Source organism: Mesorhizobium amorphae CCNWGS0123 (assembly GCF_001686985.1).
GTDB classification, from domain to species: Bacteria; Pseudomonadota; Alphaproteobacteria; order Rhizobiales; family Rhizobiaceae; genus Mesorhizobium; species Mesorhizobium amorphae.
Map to the genome: position 1 here is coordinate 2,888,538 of NZ_CP015318.1, position 13,880 is coordinate 2,902,417.

Here is a 13,880-nt window from a genome sequence, read left to right on the forward strand (position 1 = left end):
GCCATGGCCGAAGTCCTGTTCTATCACCTGACGGAATCGACGCTGGAAGATGCGTTGCCGGGGCTGCTCGAGCGCAGTGTCGACCGCGGCTGGCGTGCAGTGGTGCAGACCGGCACCGAGGAGCGGCGCGACGCGCTCGACCAGCACCTGTGGACGTTCCGCGACGATTCCTTCCTGGCGCATGCGACCGACCGCGAGGCCTATCCGGCCGAGCAGCCGATTCTTTTGACCACGGGGCAGGAGAATCCGAACCAGGCGCAGATCCGCTTCCTCGTCGACGGCGCGGCACCCTCGGATCTCGGCGGCTACGAGCGCGCCGTCTTCCTGTTCGACGGCCATGACACGGCGCAGCTCGAAGGCGCGCGTGGCCACTGGAAGATGATGAAGGATGCCGGCCATACGGTGACCTACTGGCAGCAGACGTCCGATCGGCGCTGGGAGCGCAAGGCTTAGGGGGTTGGCCGCGCGTCTTGCGAACGACACTGTTATCGCCGAACGATCCGATCTAAGGGTTAGATAGACGCGAACTCATTCGGCGGGTTGAGAATGCGGGTCAGGATCATCGGAACCGGCGGGGCGGTGCCGGCTTCATGCGTGACGTCCCGTACGCTCGAGGAAAAGCTTGGCCTCGGCCCGGGCACGCTCGAGGCCGCCACCGGCGTTGTCGAACGCTATGTCTGCGAGGCTGAATCGCAGATCGATCTCGCTTGCGCCGCGGCACGCCTGGCACTCGCCGATGCCGGGATCGAGGCCGGCGCCGTCGATCTCATCATCGGCGGCTGCGGAGTGCCTTACCAGCCGCTGCCGTCGACGGCGCCCTTGGTCATGCAGCGCCTCGGCCTGGCGGACGGTTCGGCCGCCGCCTTCGACGTCAACAGCACCTGCCTCGGATTTCTCACCGCATTCGAGACCGCTGCCCGCCTGATCGAGGCCGGGCAATGCGAAACGGCGCTGGTGTTTTCTTCCGAGGTCGCCTCACGGGCTCTGCCTTGGAAAGAACAGCCGGAAGTCGCAGCATTGTTCGGCGATGGCGCCGCTGCGGCGGTGCTGCGCAAGGCCGAGCCGGGCGAGGGCAGGGTGGCGGCAAATCTGATGCGCACCTATCCCTCGGCCTGGGAGGCCTGCGGCATCGGTTCTGGCGGCACCCGTTTCGACTTCCATCGCCAGCCGGACGAGTTTGCCCGCCACAGCCTTTTCCATATGGACGGCAAGGAATTGTTCCGCGTCACCTCGCGCCATTTCAATGGCTTCGTCACCGAATTGCTCGAGCGTGCCGGCTGGCGGCACGAGGATGTCGACCTCGTCGTGCCGCATCAGGCAAGCCCGTTCGCGCTCGCCCACATGGCGCGCCAGACCGGCTTTGCGCCGGAAAAGCTCGTTGACATCTCGGCGCGCTACGGCAACCAGATAGCTGCCTCCATTCCCTTCGCGCTCGATGTCGCGCGACGGCAAGGCCGGGTCGTGCCGGGCGCGAAGCTGCTGTTCCTGGGCACCTCCGCCGGCGTGTCCTTCGGCGGCATGGCGCTGGAAGCATGAGCATGGGACATGTGCTCGTCACCGGCGCCAGCGGCTTCCTCGGCGCTCATGTCATGGCACGGCTGGCGGCCTCCGGCACGCCGGCATTCGGCCTTGGTCGTGACGCGGCGCGTTGTGCCATGCTGGAGGCAGAGGGCCATCAAATCATCCGCCATGACCTGTCGGCGCCGTTCGACGTGAAACTCGATCCGAGGCTCGCCAAGATCGACCGGATCGTTCATTGCGCCGCACTCTCGGCGCCGTTCGGCCGGCTCGCGGATTTCGAGGCGGCCAATGTCACGGCGACCCGCAACCTCCTCGATTTCGCGACACGGCAAGGCATCGGCCGCTTCGTCCATATCTCCAGCCCCTCGGTGTGCTTCGCCTATCGCGACCAGCTCGATCTTGCCGAAGACGCGGCCTTGCCCGACCCGGTCAACCACTATGCCCGCACCAAGCGTGAGGCCGAGCGGCTCGTGCTGGCAGCACCCGCCATCCACCCGGTGGTGCTGAGGCCGCGCGGCATCTATGGCGCCGGCGACCGCGCTCTCCTGCCGCGCCTGCTCAAGGCCGCAAAAAGCCGCCCGCTGCCACTGTTTCGCGACGGCCGGGCGCGCATCGATCTCACTTATGTCGGCGATGTCGTCGACGCCGTGCTGGCGGCCTTGTCGGCGCGGGCCGAGGCCGAAGGCCAGATCTTCAACGTGTCCGGCGGCGAGGTGCTGCCGGTGCGCCGCATCGCCGACGCCGCCTGCGCGCGGGTCGGTTTTGCGGTGCGCTGGCGCAAGATGCCGCTGTGGCCGGCGATGCTGGCGGCCGGTGCGATGGAGGCGGTTGCGTTGAGGCTGCCCGGCTGTCCCGAGCCGCCGGTGACGCGCTACGGCCTTGGCCTGTTCGCCTATGCCCAGAGCCTCGACCTCTCGAAAGCGAAACGCGTGCTGGGCTGGGCGCCGAAAATCTCCTTCGAGGCAGGGCTCGACCGCACGTTCACCGGGGGAGGCCTGGCTTGAAGATCGTCTTTGCCAACAGCGCCTGGGTGAGTGCGGCCGAACGGCTGATCTTGCGCGGCGGCAGCTGGAAGAGCGTGCGGCTGCGCGTCCGCTACGGTCTGATCCTGCATCCCGTTGCCGGGCCGGTGCTGGTCGACACCGGCTACACGCCCGAAGCGGTCACCCGGCCGGGACGCGGCACGATGCTGCGCCTTTATGGCGCATTGCTGAGGCCAGAACTCAATGCGGCCGAGCAGGTGCTGCCGGTGCTGGCGCGCTTTGACCTCGCGCCCGGCGACATCCGCGTCGTCATCGTCACCCATTTCCACGCCGACCACATTTCCGGCCTGTCCCTGTTCCCCAATGCTCGCTTCATCGCCAGCGACGCTGCCTGGGCGCGGCTGAAGGCACGGACAGCCTGGCAGAATTTGCGCCATGGCGTGTTCACCGAACTGTTTCCGGCCGATTTCGAGAGACGGCTCGATGGACTATCGTCAAAGCAGCAGGTAGCACCCCATGATGGCGTGCCCGGCGGGGCCGACCTGTTCGGCGACGGCAGCGTGGTGGCGGTCGATCTTCCCGGCCATGCCGACGGCCAGTTCGGCTTGCTCTTCCCCGATAGGAAGCGTCCGCTGCTCTACGCCGTCGATGTGCAGTGGCTGCTCAGCGCATTGAAGGAGGAACGCACGCCGGGTTTTCCAGCAAGCCTGCTGGCCGAGGATTTTGCCGCCATCGAGCCGACCAGCGTGATGCTGCGCCGCTTTCTGGCTGCCGGTGGCGAGGTCATGTTCTGCCACGATCCGGCGCCGACGCAATATGATCTGGGCGGCGAGGGCGGATGAACGGGCTCGCCGAAGCGCTCCGGTCGTTTGCCGTCACCCGATGGGTGTCGCGCAAGAGCCGTCCCGCCTTCGAGCGCTGGCAGGCCGCCGCCTTGCGCCGCTGGCTCGACCGCGACCTGCCGCTGGCGCCATTCTATGGCAAGGCACCGCATCACCTCGGCGAGCTGCCGGTAACCGACAAGGCGCTGCTGATGGCGAATTTCGAGCGCTTCAACATCGGCGGCGTGTCGGCTCGCGATGCCTGGGCCGCCGCTTCCGCCGATGGCCGCCTCGGCGACCTGACGGTCGGAGCGAGCACCGGGACATCGGGCAATCGCGGCCTGTTCGTCATTTCCGAGGTGGAAAAATACCGCTGGCTGGGCACGATCCTGGCCAAGGCGGTGCCGGACCTGCTCTGGCGTGGCATGCGCGTCGCCGTCATCCTGCCGCAGAACACCGGCCTCTACGACAGCGCGCGCAAATCCCGGCGTATCGACTTGCGCTTTTTCGACCTGACGCTCGGGCCGGAACATTGGCGCGCAGCACTTCAGGATTTCGCGCCGACGGTGATCATCGCGCCACCCAAGGTGCTCCGGTACTTCGCCGCAGCCGGCTTTCGGCTCTCGCCAGAGCGCGTCTTCTCCGCTGCTGAGACGCTCGATCCGGTCGATCGTCCTGTTATCGAGGCCTTCTTCCGGTTGCCGCTCGACCAGATCTACATGGCGACCGAAGGGCTGTTCGCGGTGACCTGCCGGCAGGGCGGGCTGCATCTTGCGGAAGACTCGGTCTTCTTCGAATTCGAGCCGGCCGGCGACGGGCTGGTCACGCCTTTGGTCACCGCCTTCCGCCGCCAGACCCAGATCATGGCGCGATACAGGATGAATGACCTGTTACGGCTGTCGGATGCTCCATGCCGTTGCGGCTCGCCGCTGCGCACCGTGGACGAGATCGTCGGCCGCATGGACGATGTCTTCCGGCTCGCCTCGGCGGACGGGCCGATCCTGCTGACGCCCGACATCCTGCGCAACGCCGTGCTGAAGGCCGATCGGCGCATCGACGATTTCCGCCTGATCCAGACCGCGCCCGATGCGATCGAACTCAGGCTTGCACCGGAGCTCGCCGACGAAGTCGCAACCGCCGCGCATCAGGCGGTGCGCACGCTGCTTACGGCGCGCAAGGCGACAGCGGCGGTCGCTCTCATTCGCGTGCCGCTGCCGCTGGAGACCGCCCGCAAGCTGCGCCGCGTCGAATGTCGGGTGCCGCCGTGAGCCGGCCGGATGCTGCCACGTTGGATGGCTCGCTTCAGCAGGCGGACCGGGTCGAGAACAGCCCCGCCAAAGTCCGGGCGTTCGTCGAGCTTTTCAACGGCATCCCGGTGCGTGATCTCGTTGCCAATCTGACGGTCTCGGTCGAGACCTTGGAGATCGCCGGCCGCGTCTTCCCGCTGACGCTGAACGATGCCAGCGAGGCGCCGAACTGCTACATCTGTTGCCCGTCCAGCGCCTATATCGACTACGCCGTCGACGAGACACGAAACTTCGTCGCGCATCCCTTGCTGCGGCGTGCGCTCAGGGCGCTGATCGGCGCCTGCGCGCCGCTGGTCAGGGCGAGTGGCCTCGACCATCAGGCGCAGGTCAACAACTGGCTCTATTCGACCAATCCGGTGCCCACGCTCGATCGCGCCGCGGTCCTAGCACTACGCGCCAGCCTTGCTGCGCGGTTCCCCGACCGCGCGATCGTCATCCGCTCACTGAACGAGATCGCCGATCCCGCGACCATCGCGGCGTTGAAGGCCGAAGGTTTTCGCATGCTGGCGGCCCGCCAGATCTACATCTTTGCCGACCGCAGCGCCGCGCCGGCCATGACCAACGACATGAAGCGCGACCGCAAGCGGCTGCGCATGACCGGCTTCGAGAGGGTTGGCAATGGCGATTTCGGCGAGGCAGACTATGCGCGCTCAGAAGAACTCTACCGCATGCTCTATCTCGACAAATACACGCCGCTCAATCCGCACTACACCGCCCGCTACATCGGAGAGATGCACCGTCGCGGCATCCTCAGCCTGGCAGGCCTGCGCCGGCCGGGCGGCGAACTCGTGGCTGTCACCGGACTGTTCGAGAACGGCCGCACGTTGACCCAGCCGATCGTCGGCTACGACACCGGCCTGCCGCTCGAGGAAGGCCTCTACCGTATGGTGATGGCGATGGCGCAGGACCATGCCACGGCGCGCGGCCTGTTCTTCAACATGAGTGCCGGTGCCGCCGACTTCAAACGCCGGCGCGGCGCCGTGCCGGCGATCGAGTACAACGCCGTCTATGCCGGCCATCTGCCGCGCCGCCGCCGCGTGGCGATCCGCATCATGGAAACCGTGCTGGCGCGGATCGGCATCCCGCTGCTCAGGAGGTTCGAATTGTGAGCGAGCGTCAAAAAAGCAAGAATCATTGGCAGGCGGTGGCGCTGTCAGCCGACATCAGGGGCAAGCCGAAACGCATCCTGTTCGACGGCGCGCCGCTGGTCCTGTTCCGCTCGGCGCAGGGCATTGCAGCGCTTTTCGACCGCTGCCCGCACCGGCTGGTCGAACTGTCGACCGGCAAGGTGGTCGGCGGCGAGATCGAATGCCCCTATCACGGCTGGCGCTACAATGGCGAGGGACGCTGCACCGCCATTCCCGGCCATGTCGGCGAGATGCCGCATTACCGGGTGCGCAGCTTTGGCGCCATCGAACGCGACGGCGTCGTCTTCGTGTCGTCGGGCGCGCCGGAAAGCGAACCCTATCTCCACTGCATGCAAGGCAAGGACATCGTCGTGCGGCGGGTGCGCTCCTCGACCCAATCGAAGGTCATCGACGCGGCCGAGAACATCCTCGACGCCACCCACACCCACTTCACCCACAAGGGCCTGCTGCGCGGCCTGAGTTCGAAGCGTCATCTCGTGCGCGTCGAAGTGACCGGCGGCGAGGGCTGGGTCGAGGCCTGCTACACCGGCGAGGAGCGGCAGCAAGGACTGATCAGCCGGCTGCTGGAGGGCGAGCGGACGAAAACCATCGGCCGCTTCCGCCACCCCGGCATCGCCGAGCTGGAATATTGGGGCAAGGGCGGGCTGGCGCTGGCGACGACCTTCCATTTGCGCCAGGCCGACGAGCGCACCGTCGAGGGCGTCGGCTGGCTGATCGGCCCGCGCCAGGGATGGCTGGGCGAGATCAAGGCGCTCGCCTTCAAGCCGCTGTTCAACATCGCCCTCGAGCAGGATCGCCGCGTGCTGAAATCGGCGAGCGACAATGCCCGCTTCGAGACGCCGGCGCGCCCGGCGATCGGTCCGCTCGATTTCCTGCGCCGCGACATCGCCGCCATCATGGACGGCGAGATGCCCGCATCCGCCGCCGGGCCGCGCGTCCACCAGATCGAACTTTAGCAAGGGCCGATTTTGGAATAACGCCTGTTTTCGAGCCTCCGACTGGTGCTAGCTTTCTTGGCAATGTCAGCCTTCCTGGAGTGCCCAATACGTGATCGACCACATAACCATCGCGGTCAGCGACCTGCAGACGAGCAAGCTCTTCTACGAGCGAGCGCTTGAGCCATTGGGTTATCGCCTTTCCTTCGGCAAGGAGGGCGTGTTCTGGGCCTTTGATGTTGGCGACGGCGCCCTGTTCGAGATCCAGATATCGGACAGCAAACCACCCCTGACGCATTTGCACGTCGCTTTCCGGGTCAACAGCAAGGCAGAGGTCGACGCGTTTTATCGGGCTGCTCTCGACGCGGATGCCACCGACAATGGCGCGCCCGGCCCGCGCCCGGAATACGCCGCGAACTACTATGCCTGCTTTGTTCTCGACCCAGATGGCTACAACATCGAGGCCATGGTCAATGAGCCTGTGACGCCCGCGTAACAGAAACATTGGCGCCGGCTGAAGGCGTAGCCTGCGGAAAAGCCAAGCCTTGGCAACGGGATAGCCAGGTTTCCTGAATCAGATGATTCAACTCTGCAGTGGGCCGTTCCATTCCATGTCGCGGGTCGAGGCGGCCTGCAGGCTGATGCGCTCGCGCCATGCCGTGCCTGCGATCTCCGCCAGCGCCCGCCACTGCGCTTTCTTCGGTGCGGGGTCGTCCGGCCAGTCGAGCAGGTCGTCGGCCTCGCGCATCGCCTGGCGGAAGCCACGAAGCCCACCGGAACGCAGCGCCGCTGGCAGTCCGTAGATCCACATGGCGAGCCGCACCGTCTGCGGCTTGGCGACATCGGGCTTCACCTCCGCGCCGTCCCCCAGCAGAGCGTCGGCGAAGCGCGACGGGTCGCGAAAGAAATGCAGGCCGCTGACGGCGCGCGGATTGCACTCCAGCGGCAGCACCCGGCCATCCGCCTCGCGCATAAGGTCGAAGGAGATCTGCCCGTTCCAGCCCGTTGCCGCGACGATGCGTTCTACGAGATGCCGCGCGGCCGCATCCTCGACCCGCTCGAAGTAGATGCCGGCGCCCCTGCCGGCGCGATAGAGCGAGCGGTAGAGCGAGAACGCCTTGAGGGCACCGTCGCGCGCCACCGCATAGGCGCTGATCTCGTCGCCGGCGATGAACCGCTGCGCCACCCAGGGTGCGGCGGGCGACGGGCCGATGGCGTCGAGCGCGCCGGGCGAGGGGCGGAGCAGCACCTGGCTGGCGAAGCGCGACCAGACCGGCTTGAACGCCAGCTCGCGCGATCGGCCGCGCACCGCCTCCAGATCGGCGGCCGATTGCAGCAGAGTCGTCTCCGGCACGGCCAGGCCAAAACTCTCGGCCAGGCGGATGAAGGCGTGCTTGTCATGCAACTGGGCAAGCCGGTCGATGCCGGGCGCGAACAGGCGGGCAGGGATGGCACGCTCGCGCCAGGCAAGGGCGAGATAAAACACCTCCTCGCAGGTCGGGATGACGAGGTCGACGCCTTCGGTGCGCACCAGCGTCTCGACGGCCTCGGCGTAGGCCGTCGGCTCGAAGCGCGGCGGCGGCAGCCGGTGATAGCGCGCGCAGGCGCTGCTGGCGGCGGCGATCGGGTGGGCCGGGCTGTCGGCCAGGATCACCCGGCGTCCGGCGCCATGCAGCAGCCGCGCCAGATGCAGCGCCACCGGCGCGCGAGCCCCGGTGACGAGTATGGTATTGTCGGGCCCCGGCATCGGCAGGCTATTCGCAATCGTTACGGTCGCCGCGAGGCTTGCTCGAAATCCGAGCGCTTGGCAACGGGCACCTGCCGGTTCAAGCCACCCGCAACGTTGTCATCCGCCAGGGGGCAGCGCGCGCTCGACGACGTTGAGGAAAAAGCGGATGCCGATCGGGATGACGGCGTCGTTGAAGACGAAGCGGTCGCCATGCAGTCCTTCGCCCGGGCCGACATCGCCGGCGCCGATCCAGGCGTAGGCACCGTTGCCGACGGCTTGCAGCAAATAGGCAAAATCCTCGCAGCCCATGCTCGGCTGGAACTCGGTTAGGACACGATCCGCGCCGACTGTGTCGGCGGCGGCTTGCACCGCCAGTGCCGCCCCATCGGGCGAATTGACGACTGGCGGATAGCCACGCTTGTAGGTGAGCGCGGCGCTCGCCCCATGCATTGCCGCGCAGGCCTGCGCCACGCGCTCGATCTCGGCAGCGCAATGATCCGACAGCGCCCGATCGTAGAAGCGGCAGGTGCCCTCGACCTTCACCTCGCCAGGCACGAAATTGTTGAAGCGGCCGCCATGGATCTGTGTCACCGACAGCACGGCGGGCGACAGCGGATCGACGCTGCGGCTGACCAGGCGCTGGATGGCGGTAACGAAGCTCGCCGCCGCCAGCAGCGGATCGTCGCCCAGATGCGGCATCGCCGCGTGGCAGCCGTTGCCGCGAAAGGCGATCTCGAAATCGTCGACCGCCGCCATTTGCGGCCCGGCGCGCACGCCGACATGGCCTTCCGGAAAGCCCGGCCAGTTGTGGACCGCAAACACCTGCTCGACCGGAAAGCGGGCAAGCAACCCGTCCTCGATCATCTTCTTGCCGCCGCCCAGCACCTCCTCGGCCGGCTGGAACACGAACACCACCGTGCCGTCGAAACTGCCGCTCTCGGCAAGCAGCCTTGCGGCGCCGAGCAGCATCGCCATATGGCCGTCATGGCCGCAGGCATGCATGACGCCGTCCTTGCGTGAGGCGTACTCGACCTTGGCGGCTTCCTTGATCGGCAAGGCGTCGAGCTCGGCGCGCAGCGCGATCGACCGGCGGCTTGTGCCTCTGGTCAGAGTAGCGACGACAGCGGTGACGCTGATGTCGGTATGAACGGCAAGGCCAAATTCTCTAAGCTTTCCCGCGACGAAGGCTGCCGTCTCGTGTTCGGCAAAGCCCAGCTCCGGATTGGCATGGATGTGCCGCCGCCAGCCGATCGCCTCCGGCACGATCGCCGTCACCCTGTCGTTCTCCTGCATTGTCGCTCTCCGCGTCATCCTGTGTCGCCTGGGATATCCGGTTGCCTGGCTCCTGGTCTTGAACGGGATTGACGGGCCACGTGCTTTCGAGAAGGCTGGGGTACCATGAGCGACGCCAGCGAACAGAGAGAACGCGATGCCGCGAGGCTGACGCGGCATGCCGGCCTTGGCGGTCTCGAAATGCTCGCCGCCCGCTACCGCGACCATGCCTATGCGCTGCACACCCACCCGACCTATGTCTTTGGTGTCGTCGTCGGCGGTGTCGAAAAGCTGAGGATCGGCCGCCGCAGCCATCTGGCGCCGGCGGGCTCGATCATCACCGTCAATCCCGAAGATCCACATGACGGCGAAAAGGGCTGCGCCTCCGGCTGGGCCTATCGCACCTGCTATCCCGATGTGGTCCTGATGCGCGAGATCGCCGACGATCTGGAATTGCCGGGCTTGCCGATGTTCGCTGAGGGAATCTTGCAGGCGCCCGACCTGGCGCGAGCCTTCGTGCGCGCGCACCGTCTGGCGGGCCAGGCGCTTGAGCAGGAAGCGGCGATGCTGGTGGTGCTGCGCGAACTCGTCAACCGCTTCGGCGACGGCAAGGGCAACATTCATGCATCGGACGGCGGCGAGGCGAAGAGGCGCTTCCGCCTCTATGGCGAGCTGATCGAGTCCGATCTCGCTGCCGGCTTCGACCTTGCGCGCCTGGCCAGCGCCGCCGGCGTCAGCCGCTTCCAGGTCATCCGCGACTTCCATCGCGCAGCTTGCATGACGCCGGGACAGTACCTGCGCGACCGCCGCATCCGCGCCGCCTCAGTGCTGATGCGGACCGACATGCCGCTGGCCGAGATCGCCGTCGCGACCGGCTTTGCCGATCAGAGCCATCTGACCCGAGTGTTCAAGACCATCAAGGGCCTGTCGCCGGGCGCCTGGCGCGCCGCCGCATAAGGCAACAACCACAAGTCGAAAATGAACCAGCCGATATAGGGAACCCAACACGCATCTTCGCAGTTCAATGCGGGAGAGGGCGGGGCGCGTCGTGAGCAGCCGGCACGGTCAGGCATGGCCTGTCCGTTTCGGTCGGCTGCCGGAGGAGACCCGCCGCCATGAAGTTCTTTCACGCACTGCTTGCGTTTGCCGTCGCTGCCGTCTTGGCTGGGAGCCCGGCCCGGGCCGTCGACCTCTCCATCGTGTCGGGCGACACCGGCAACGGCCTGAAGGTGCTTCGCGACATCCTCGACCAGTACGAGAAGAAAAGCGGCAACAAGGTCACCATCATTCCGATGCCGACCTCGACCACGGACCAGTTCGGCCAATACAGGCTCTGGCTCGCCGCCCACAACAGCGACATCGACGTCTATCAGACCGACGTCATCTGGGCGCCGCAACTGGCCAGCCAGCTCGTCGACCTGACCGCTGCGACCAAGGATGTCGTCGCGGCCCATTTCCCGTCGATCATCCAGTCGCAGACCGTCGACGGCAAGCTGGTGGCGCTGCCGATATTCACCGACGCGCCGGCGCTCTACTACCGCAAGGACCTGCTGGACAAGTATGGCGCCAAGCTGCCGGGAAGCTGGAGCGAGCTTGCCGCCACCGCCAAGCTGGTCATGGACAAGGAACGAGAGGCCGGCCACAAGGACATTTGGGGCTTCGTCTTCCAGGGCAACGCCTATGAGGGGCTGACCTGCGACGCGCTCGAATGGGTGATGTCGAACGGCGGCGGCCAGATCGTCGAGCCGGACGGCACGGTCTCGATCAACAATCCGCAGGCGGCGGCCGCCCTCGACATGGCCAAGGGCTGGGTGGGCACCATCGCGCCTCCGGGCGTTCTCGCCTATCAGGAGGAAGAGTCGCGCGGCGTCTGGCAGACCGGCAACGCGGTCTTCATGCGCAACTGGCCCTACGCCTATTCGCTGGGCGAGAGCGAAGGCTCGCCGATCAAGGGCAAGTTCGACGTGACCACGCTGCCGCCCGGGTCGGGCGAGGGCGCCCGCTCGGCGGCAACGCTCGGCGGCTGGAACCTCGCCGTTTCCAAATATTCGAAGAACCCGGAGGCGTCGATCGAGCTGGTCAAATGGGTCGCCTCACCTGAGATGCAAAAATACCGCGCGCTGAAGGCATCCTATCTGCCGACCATCCAGGCGCTCTACGACGATGCCGACATCGCCAGGGAGCAACCGGTCATCCCGCGCTGGAAGGACGTGTTCCTCAATGCCGTGCCGCGTCCCTCGAATGAGGCCAAGGTCAGGTACAACGAGGTGTCCAACGCGTTCTGGACCGCCGTGCACAAGACGCTCTCCGGCGAAGGCACGGCCGCCGACAACCTCGCCGATCTCGAAGTGACGCTGACGAAGCTGAAGGGCGCCGCCTGGTGATGCAGGCGCGTTCCAGGCTGATGCGCCAGCGCGTGCGCGCGGCGTGGCTGTTCCTTGCCCCAATGCTCGTCGTGCTCGCCGCTGTCGCCGGATGGCCGCTTCTGCGCACCATTTATTTCAGCTTCACCGACACTTCGCTGGCCGACCTTGAGGCGGGGCGCTGGATTGGCTTTGCCAATTATTTCTCGGTGCTCAGCATGCCGAGCGGCCGGGTTCTTTACGACGGCCTGCTCGTCGACCCAGCCTGGTGGCGCGCCGTCTGGAACACGGTGCGCTTCGCTGTGATCTCGGTGACCTGCGAGACGGTCCTCGGCATGATCGTCGCACTGGTGCTCAACGCCGAGTTTCCAGGCCGCGGCTTCGTGCGCGCCGCTGTCCTCATCCCCTGGGCGATCCCGACGATCGTCTCGGCGAAGATGTGGCAGTGGATGCTCAACGACCAGTTCGGCATCATCAACGACGTCCTGCTCAGCCTCGGCCTGATCGGCACGAAGATCGCCTGGACCGCCAGCGGCGATACGGCGATGGTCGCCGTCCTCATCGTCGATATCTGGAAGACGACGCCGTTCATGGCGCTTCTCATCCTCGCCGCGTTGCAGATGCTGCCGCGCGAGATCTACGAGGTTGCGCGGATCGATGGCGTGAGCCCCTGGCGGGTGTCCTGGAAGGTGACCTTGCCACTCATCCGGCCGGCACTGATGGTGGCGGTGGTCTTCCGAGGCCTCGACGCGCTGCGTATCTTCGACCTGATCTATGTGCTGACGCCGAACAATGCGCACACCAAATCGATCTCGGTGTTTGCGCGCGAGAACCTGTTCGAGTTCGACAAATTCGCCTACGGCTCCGCCGCCTCGACGCTGCTTTTCCTCATCCTCGCCTTGCTGACCATGTTCGTGCTGTGGCTCGGCCGGGTCAGGCTGGACAGGGACTATTGATCATGAGGCCTTTGATCATGCGGATCGTCAGCCGCGCCGCCTTCTACCTGCTCGTCGCGGTCATCGTCATTATCGCGGTGTTCCCGTTCTACTACGCCGTCGTCACCAGCCTGAAATCGGGGACGGCGCTGTTCGAGGTCGACTATTGGCCGAAGATGATCAGCGTCGCCAACTACCGGACCGTCCTCACCGACGGGACCTTCCCGCGCAACCTCCTCAACTCGCTGGTCGTCTCCGGCGCCGTCGTCGCCATCTCGCTGTTCCTTGGCGTCACCGCCGCCTATGCGCTGGCGCGCATCCGCTTCCGCGGCCGCTCGCTTCTGCTGTTCGCCATCCTCTCCGTCTCCATGTTCCCGCCGGTGGCGCTGCTTGCCGGCCTGTTCGAGCTGATCCGTACGCTTGGCCTCTACAACTCGCCACTGGCGCTGGTCTTTTCCTACATGATCTTCACTTTGCCGTTCACCGTCTGGGTGCTCACCGCCTTCGTTCGCGACCTGCCGCTCGAGATCGAGGAGGCGGCGATCCTCGACGGCGCGACGCCCTGGATCATCATCACCCGCGTTTTCCTGCCGCTGATGTGGCCGGCGCTGGTCACCACCGGGCTGCTCGCCTTCATCGGCGCCTGGAACGAGTTCCTCTTCGCGCTCACCTTCACCTCCAGCAACGAACAGCGGACCGTGCCAGTCGCCATCGCGCTTCTGTCCGGCAGTTCGCAGTTCGAGATCCCCTGGGGCAACATCATGGCCGCGTCGGTGATCGTCACCGTGCCGCTTGTTGTCCTCGTGCTGATCTTCCAGCGCAAGATCATCTCCGGCCTCACCGCGGGTGGCGTGAAGGGTTGAGCG

Annotated in this window: 14 protein-coding genes; 12 read left to right on the forward strand and 2 right to left on the reverse strand. The window is 66.2% G+C overall.

Annotated features, from left to right (window positions below; translation table 11 throughout):
• The first annotated feature begins 3 nt into the window (after window positions 1-3).
• The 8 genes from A6B35_RS13390 to A6B35_RS13425 all read left to right on the forward strand — a co-directional run bounded on the left by A6B35_RS13390 (window position 4) and on the right by A6B35_RS13425 (window position 7,211).
• Window positions 4-453 carry a DNA polymerase III subunit chi gene (locus A6B35_RS13390; protein WP_006203735.1) on the forward strand — a complete coding sequence of 150 codons (450 nt, stop codon included), beginning with the start codon at window positions 4-6 and terminating at the stop codon, window positions 451-453.
• A gap of 93 nt (window positions 454-546) precedes the next feature.
• Window positions 547-1,536 carry a 3-oxoacyl-ACP synthase III family protein gene (locus A6B35_RS13395; protein WP_006203736.1) on the forward strand — a complete coding sequence of 330 codons (990 nt, stop codon included), beginning with the start codon at window positions 547-549 and terminating at the stop codon, window positions 1,534-1,536.
• Window positions 1,537-1,538: 2 nt separating this feature from the next.
• Window positions 1,539-2,525 (forward strand): NAD-dependent epimerase/dehydratase family protein, encoded by a 987-nt coding sequence (locus tag A6B35_RS13400; RefSeq protein WP_006203737.1) that lies wholly within the window; start codon window positions 1,539-1,541, stop codon window positions 2,523-2,525.
• A complete protein-coding gene (locus A6B35_RS13405) occupies window positions 2,522-3,346 on the forward strand; it encodes an MBL fold metallo-hydrolase (RefSeq protein WP_006203738.1) in 825 nt (274 codons plus the stop codon). Before A6B35_RS13400 ends, A6B35_RS13405 begins: the two co-directional genes overlap by 4 nt.
• Window positions 3,343-4,593, forward strand: coding sequence for a F390 synthetase-related protein (locus A6B35_RS13410; RefSeq protein WP_065518195.1), 1,251 nt, complete (start codon window positions 3,343-3,345; stop codon window positions 4,591-4,593). The genes A6B35_RS13405 and A6B35_RS13410 overlap by 4 nt, the downstream gene beginning before the upstream one ends.
• A gap of 20 nt (window positions 4,594-4,613) precedes the next feature.
• Window positions 4,614-5,741, forward strand: a complete 1,128-nt coding sequence (locus tag A6B35_RS13415) for a GNAT family N-acetyltransferase (protein WP_040583192.1) — start codon at window positions 4,614-4,616, stop codon at window positions 5,739-5,741.
• Window positions 5,738-6,736, forward strand: a complete 999-nt coding sequence (locus A6B35_RS13420; RefSeq protein WP_006203694.1) for a Rieske 2Fe-2S domain-containing protein — start codon at window positions 5,738-5,740, stop codon at window positions 6,734-6,736. The genes A6B35_RS13415 and A6B35_RS13420 overlap by 4 nt, the downstream gene beginning before the upstream one ends.
• Window positions 6,737-6,827: 91 nt before the next feature.
• Window positions 6,828-7,211, forward strand: a complete 384-nt coding sequence (locus tag A6B35_RS13425) for a VOC family protein (RefSeq protein WP_006203692.1) — start codon at window positions 6,828-6,830, stop codon at window positions 7,209-7,211.
• An 87-nt stretch (window positions 7,212-7,298) separates the two neighbouring features.
• Here A6B35_RS13425 and A6B35_RS13430 read toward each other — a convergent pair whose 3' ends face one another.
• On the reverse strand, window positions 7,299-8,462 hold the full coding sequence (locus A6B35_RS13430) for an ATP-grasp domain-containing protein (protein WP_006203691.1): 1,164 nt from the start codon (window positions 8,460-8,462) through the stop codon (window positions 7,299-7,301).
• Window positions 8,463-8,561: 99 nt separating this feature from the next.
• Window positions 8,562-9,737 carry an amidohydrolase gene (locus A6B35_RS13435; protein WP_006202637.1) on the reverse strand — a complete coding sequence of 392 codons (1,176 nt, stop codon included), beginning with the start codon at window positions 9,735-9,737 and terminating at the stop codon, window positions 8,562-8,564.
• Window positions 9,738-9,842: 105 nt separating this feature from the next.
• Between A6B35_RS13435 and A6B35_RS13440 the strand changes: the two genes are divergently transcribed.
• From A6B35_RS13440 to A6B35_RS13455, 4 genes are all read left to right on the forward strand, one after another.
• Window positions 9,843-10,673, forward strand: coding sequence for a helix-turn-helix transcriptional regulator (locus tag A6B35_RS13440; RefSeq protein WP_006202635.1), 831 nt, complete (start codon window positions 9,843-9,845; stop codon window positions 10,671-10,673).
• Between the two features lie 158 nt (window positions 10,674-10,831).
• Complete coding sequence (locus tag A6B35_RS13445) at window positions 10,832-12,100, forward strand: ABC transporter substrate-binding protein (protein WP_006202634.1); 1,269 nt, start codon at window positions 10,832-10,834, stop codon at window positions 12,098-12,100.
• Window positions 12,100-13,035, forward strand: coding sequence for a carbohydrate ABC transporter permease (locus A6B35_RS13450; protein ID WP_006202633.1), 936 nt, complete (start codon window positions 12,100-12,102; stop codon window positions 13,033-13,035). The genes A6B35_RS13445 and A6B35_RS13450 overlap by 1 nt, the downstream gene beginning before the upstream one ends.
• Before the next feature lie 14 nt (window positions 13,036-13,049).
• On the forward strand, window positions 13,050-13,877 hold the full coding sequence (locus tag A6B35_RS13455; protein WP_193364561.1) for a carbohydrate ABC transporter permease: 828 nt from the start codon (window positions 13,050-13,052) through the stop codon (window positions 13,875-13,877).
• Window positions 13,878-13,880 lie beyond the last annotated feature (3 nt).

Bases quoted from the DNA above. Each gene is read 5' to 3' on its own strand.
- A6B35_RS13390 (WP_006203735.1), top strand. From the start codon at position 4: ATGGCCGAAGTCCTGTTCTATCACCTGACGGAATCGACGCTGGAAGAT.
- A6B35_RS13440 (WP_006202635.1), top strand. From the start codon at position 9,843: ATGAGCGACGCCAGCGAACAGAGAGAACGCGATGCCGCGAGGCTGACG.
- A6B35_RS13450 (WP_006202633.1), top strand. From the start codon at position 12,100: ATGCAGGCGCGTTCCAGGCTGATGCGCCAGCGCGTGCGCGCGGCGTGG.
- A6B35_RS13400 (WP_006203737.1), top strand. From the start codon at position 1,539: ATGGGACATGTGCTCGTCACCGGCGCCAGCGGCTTCCTCGGCGCTCAT.
- A6B35_RS13435 (WP_006202637.1), bottom strand. From the start codon at position 9,737: ATGCAGGAGAACGACAGGGTGACGGCGATCGTGCCGGAGGCGATCGGC.
- A6B35_RS13430 (WP_006203691.1), bottom strand. From the start codon at position 8,462: ATGCCGGGGCCCGACAATACCATACTCGTCACCGGGGCTCGCGCGCCG.
- A6B35_RS13395 (WP_006203736.1), top strand. From the start codon at position 547: ATGCGGGTCAGGATCATCGGAACCGGCGGGGCGGTGCCGGCTTCATGC.
- A6B35_RS13445 (WP_006202634.1), top strand. From the start codon at position 10,832: ATGAAGTTCTTTCACGCACTGCTTGCGTTTGCCGTCGCTGCCGTCTTG.
- A6B35_RS13410 (WP_065518195.1), top strand. From the start codon at position 3,343: ATGAACGGGCTCGCCGAAGCGCTCCGGTCGTTTGCCGTCACCCGATGG.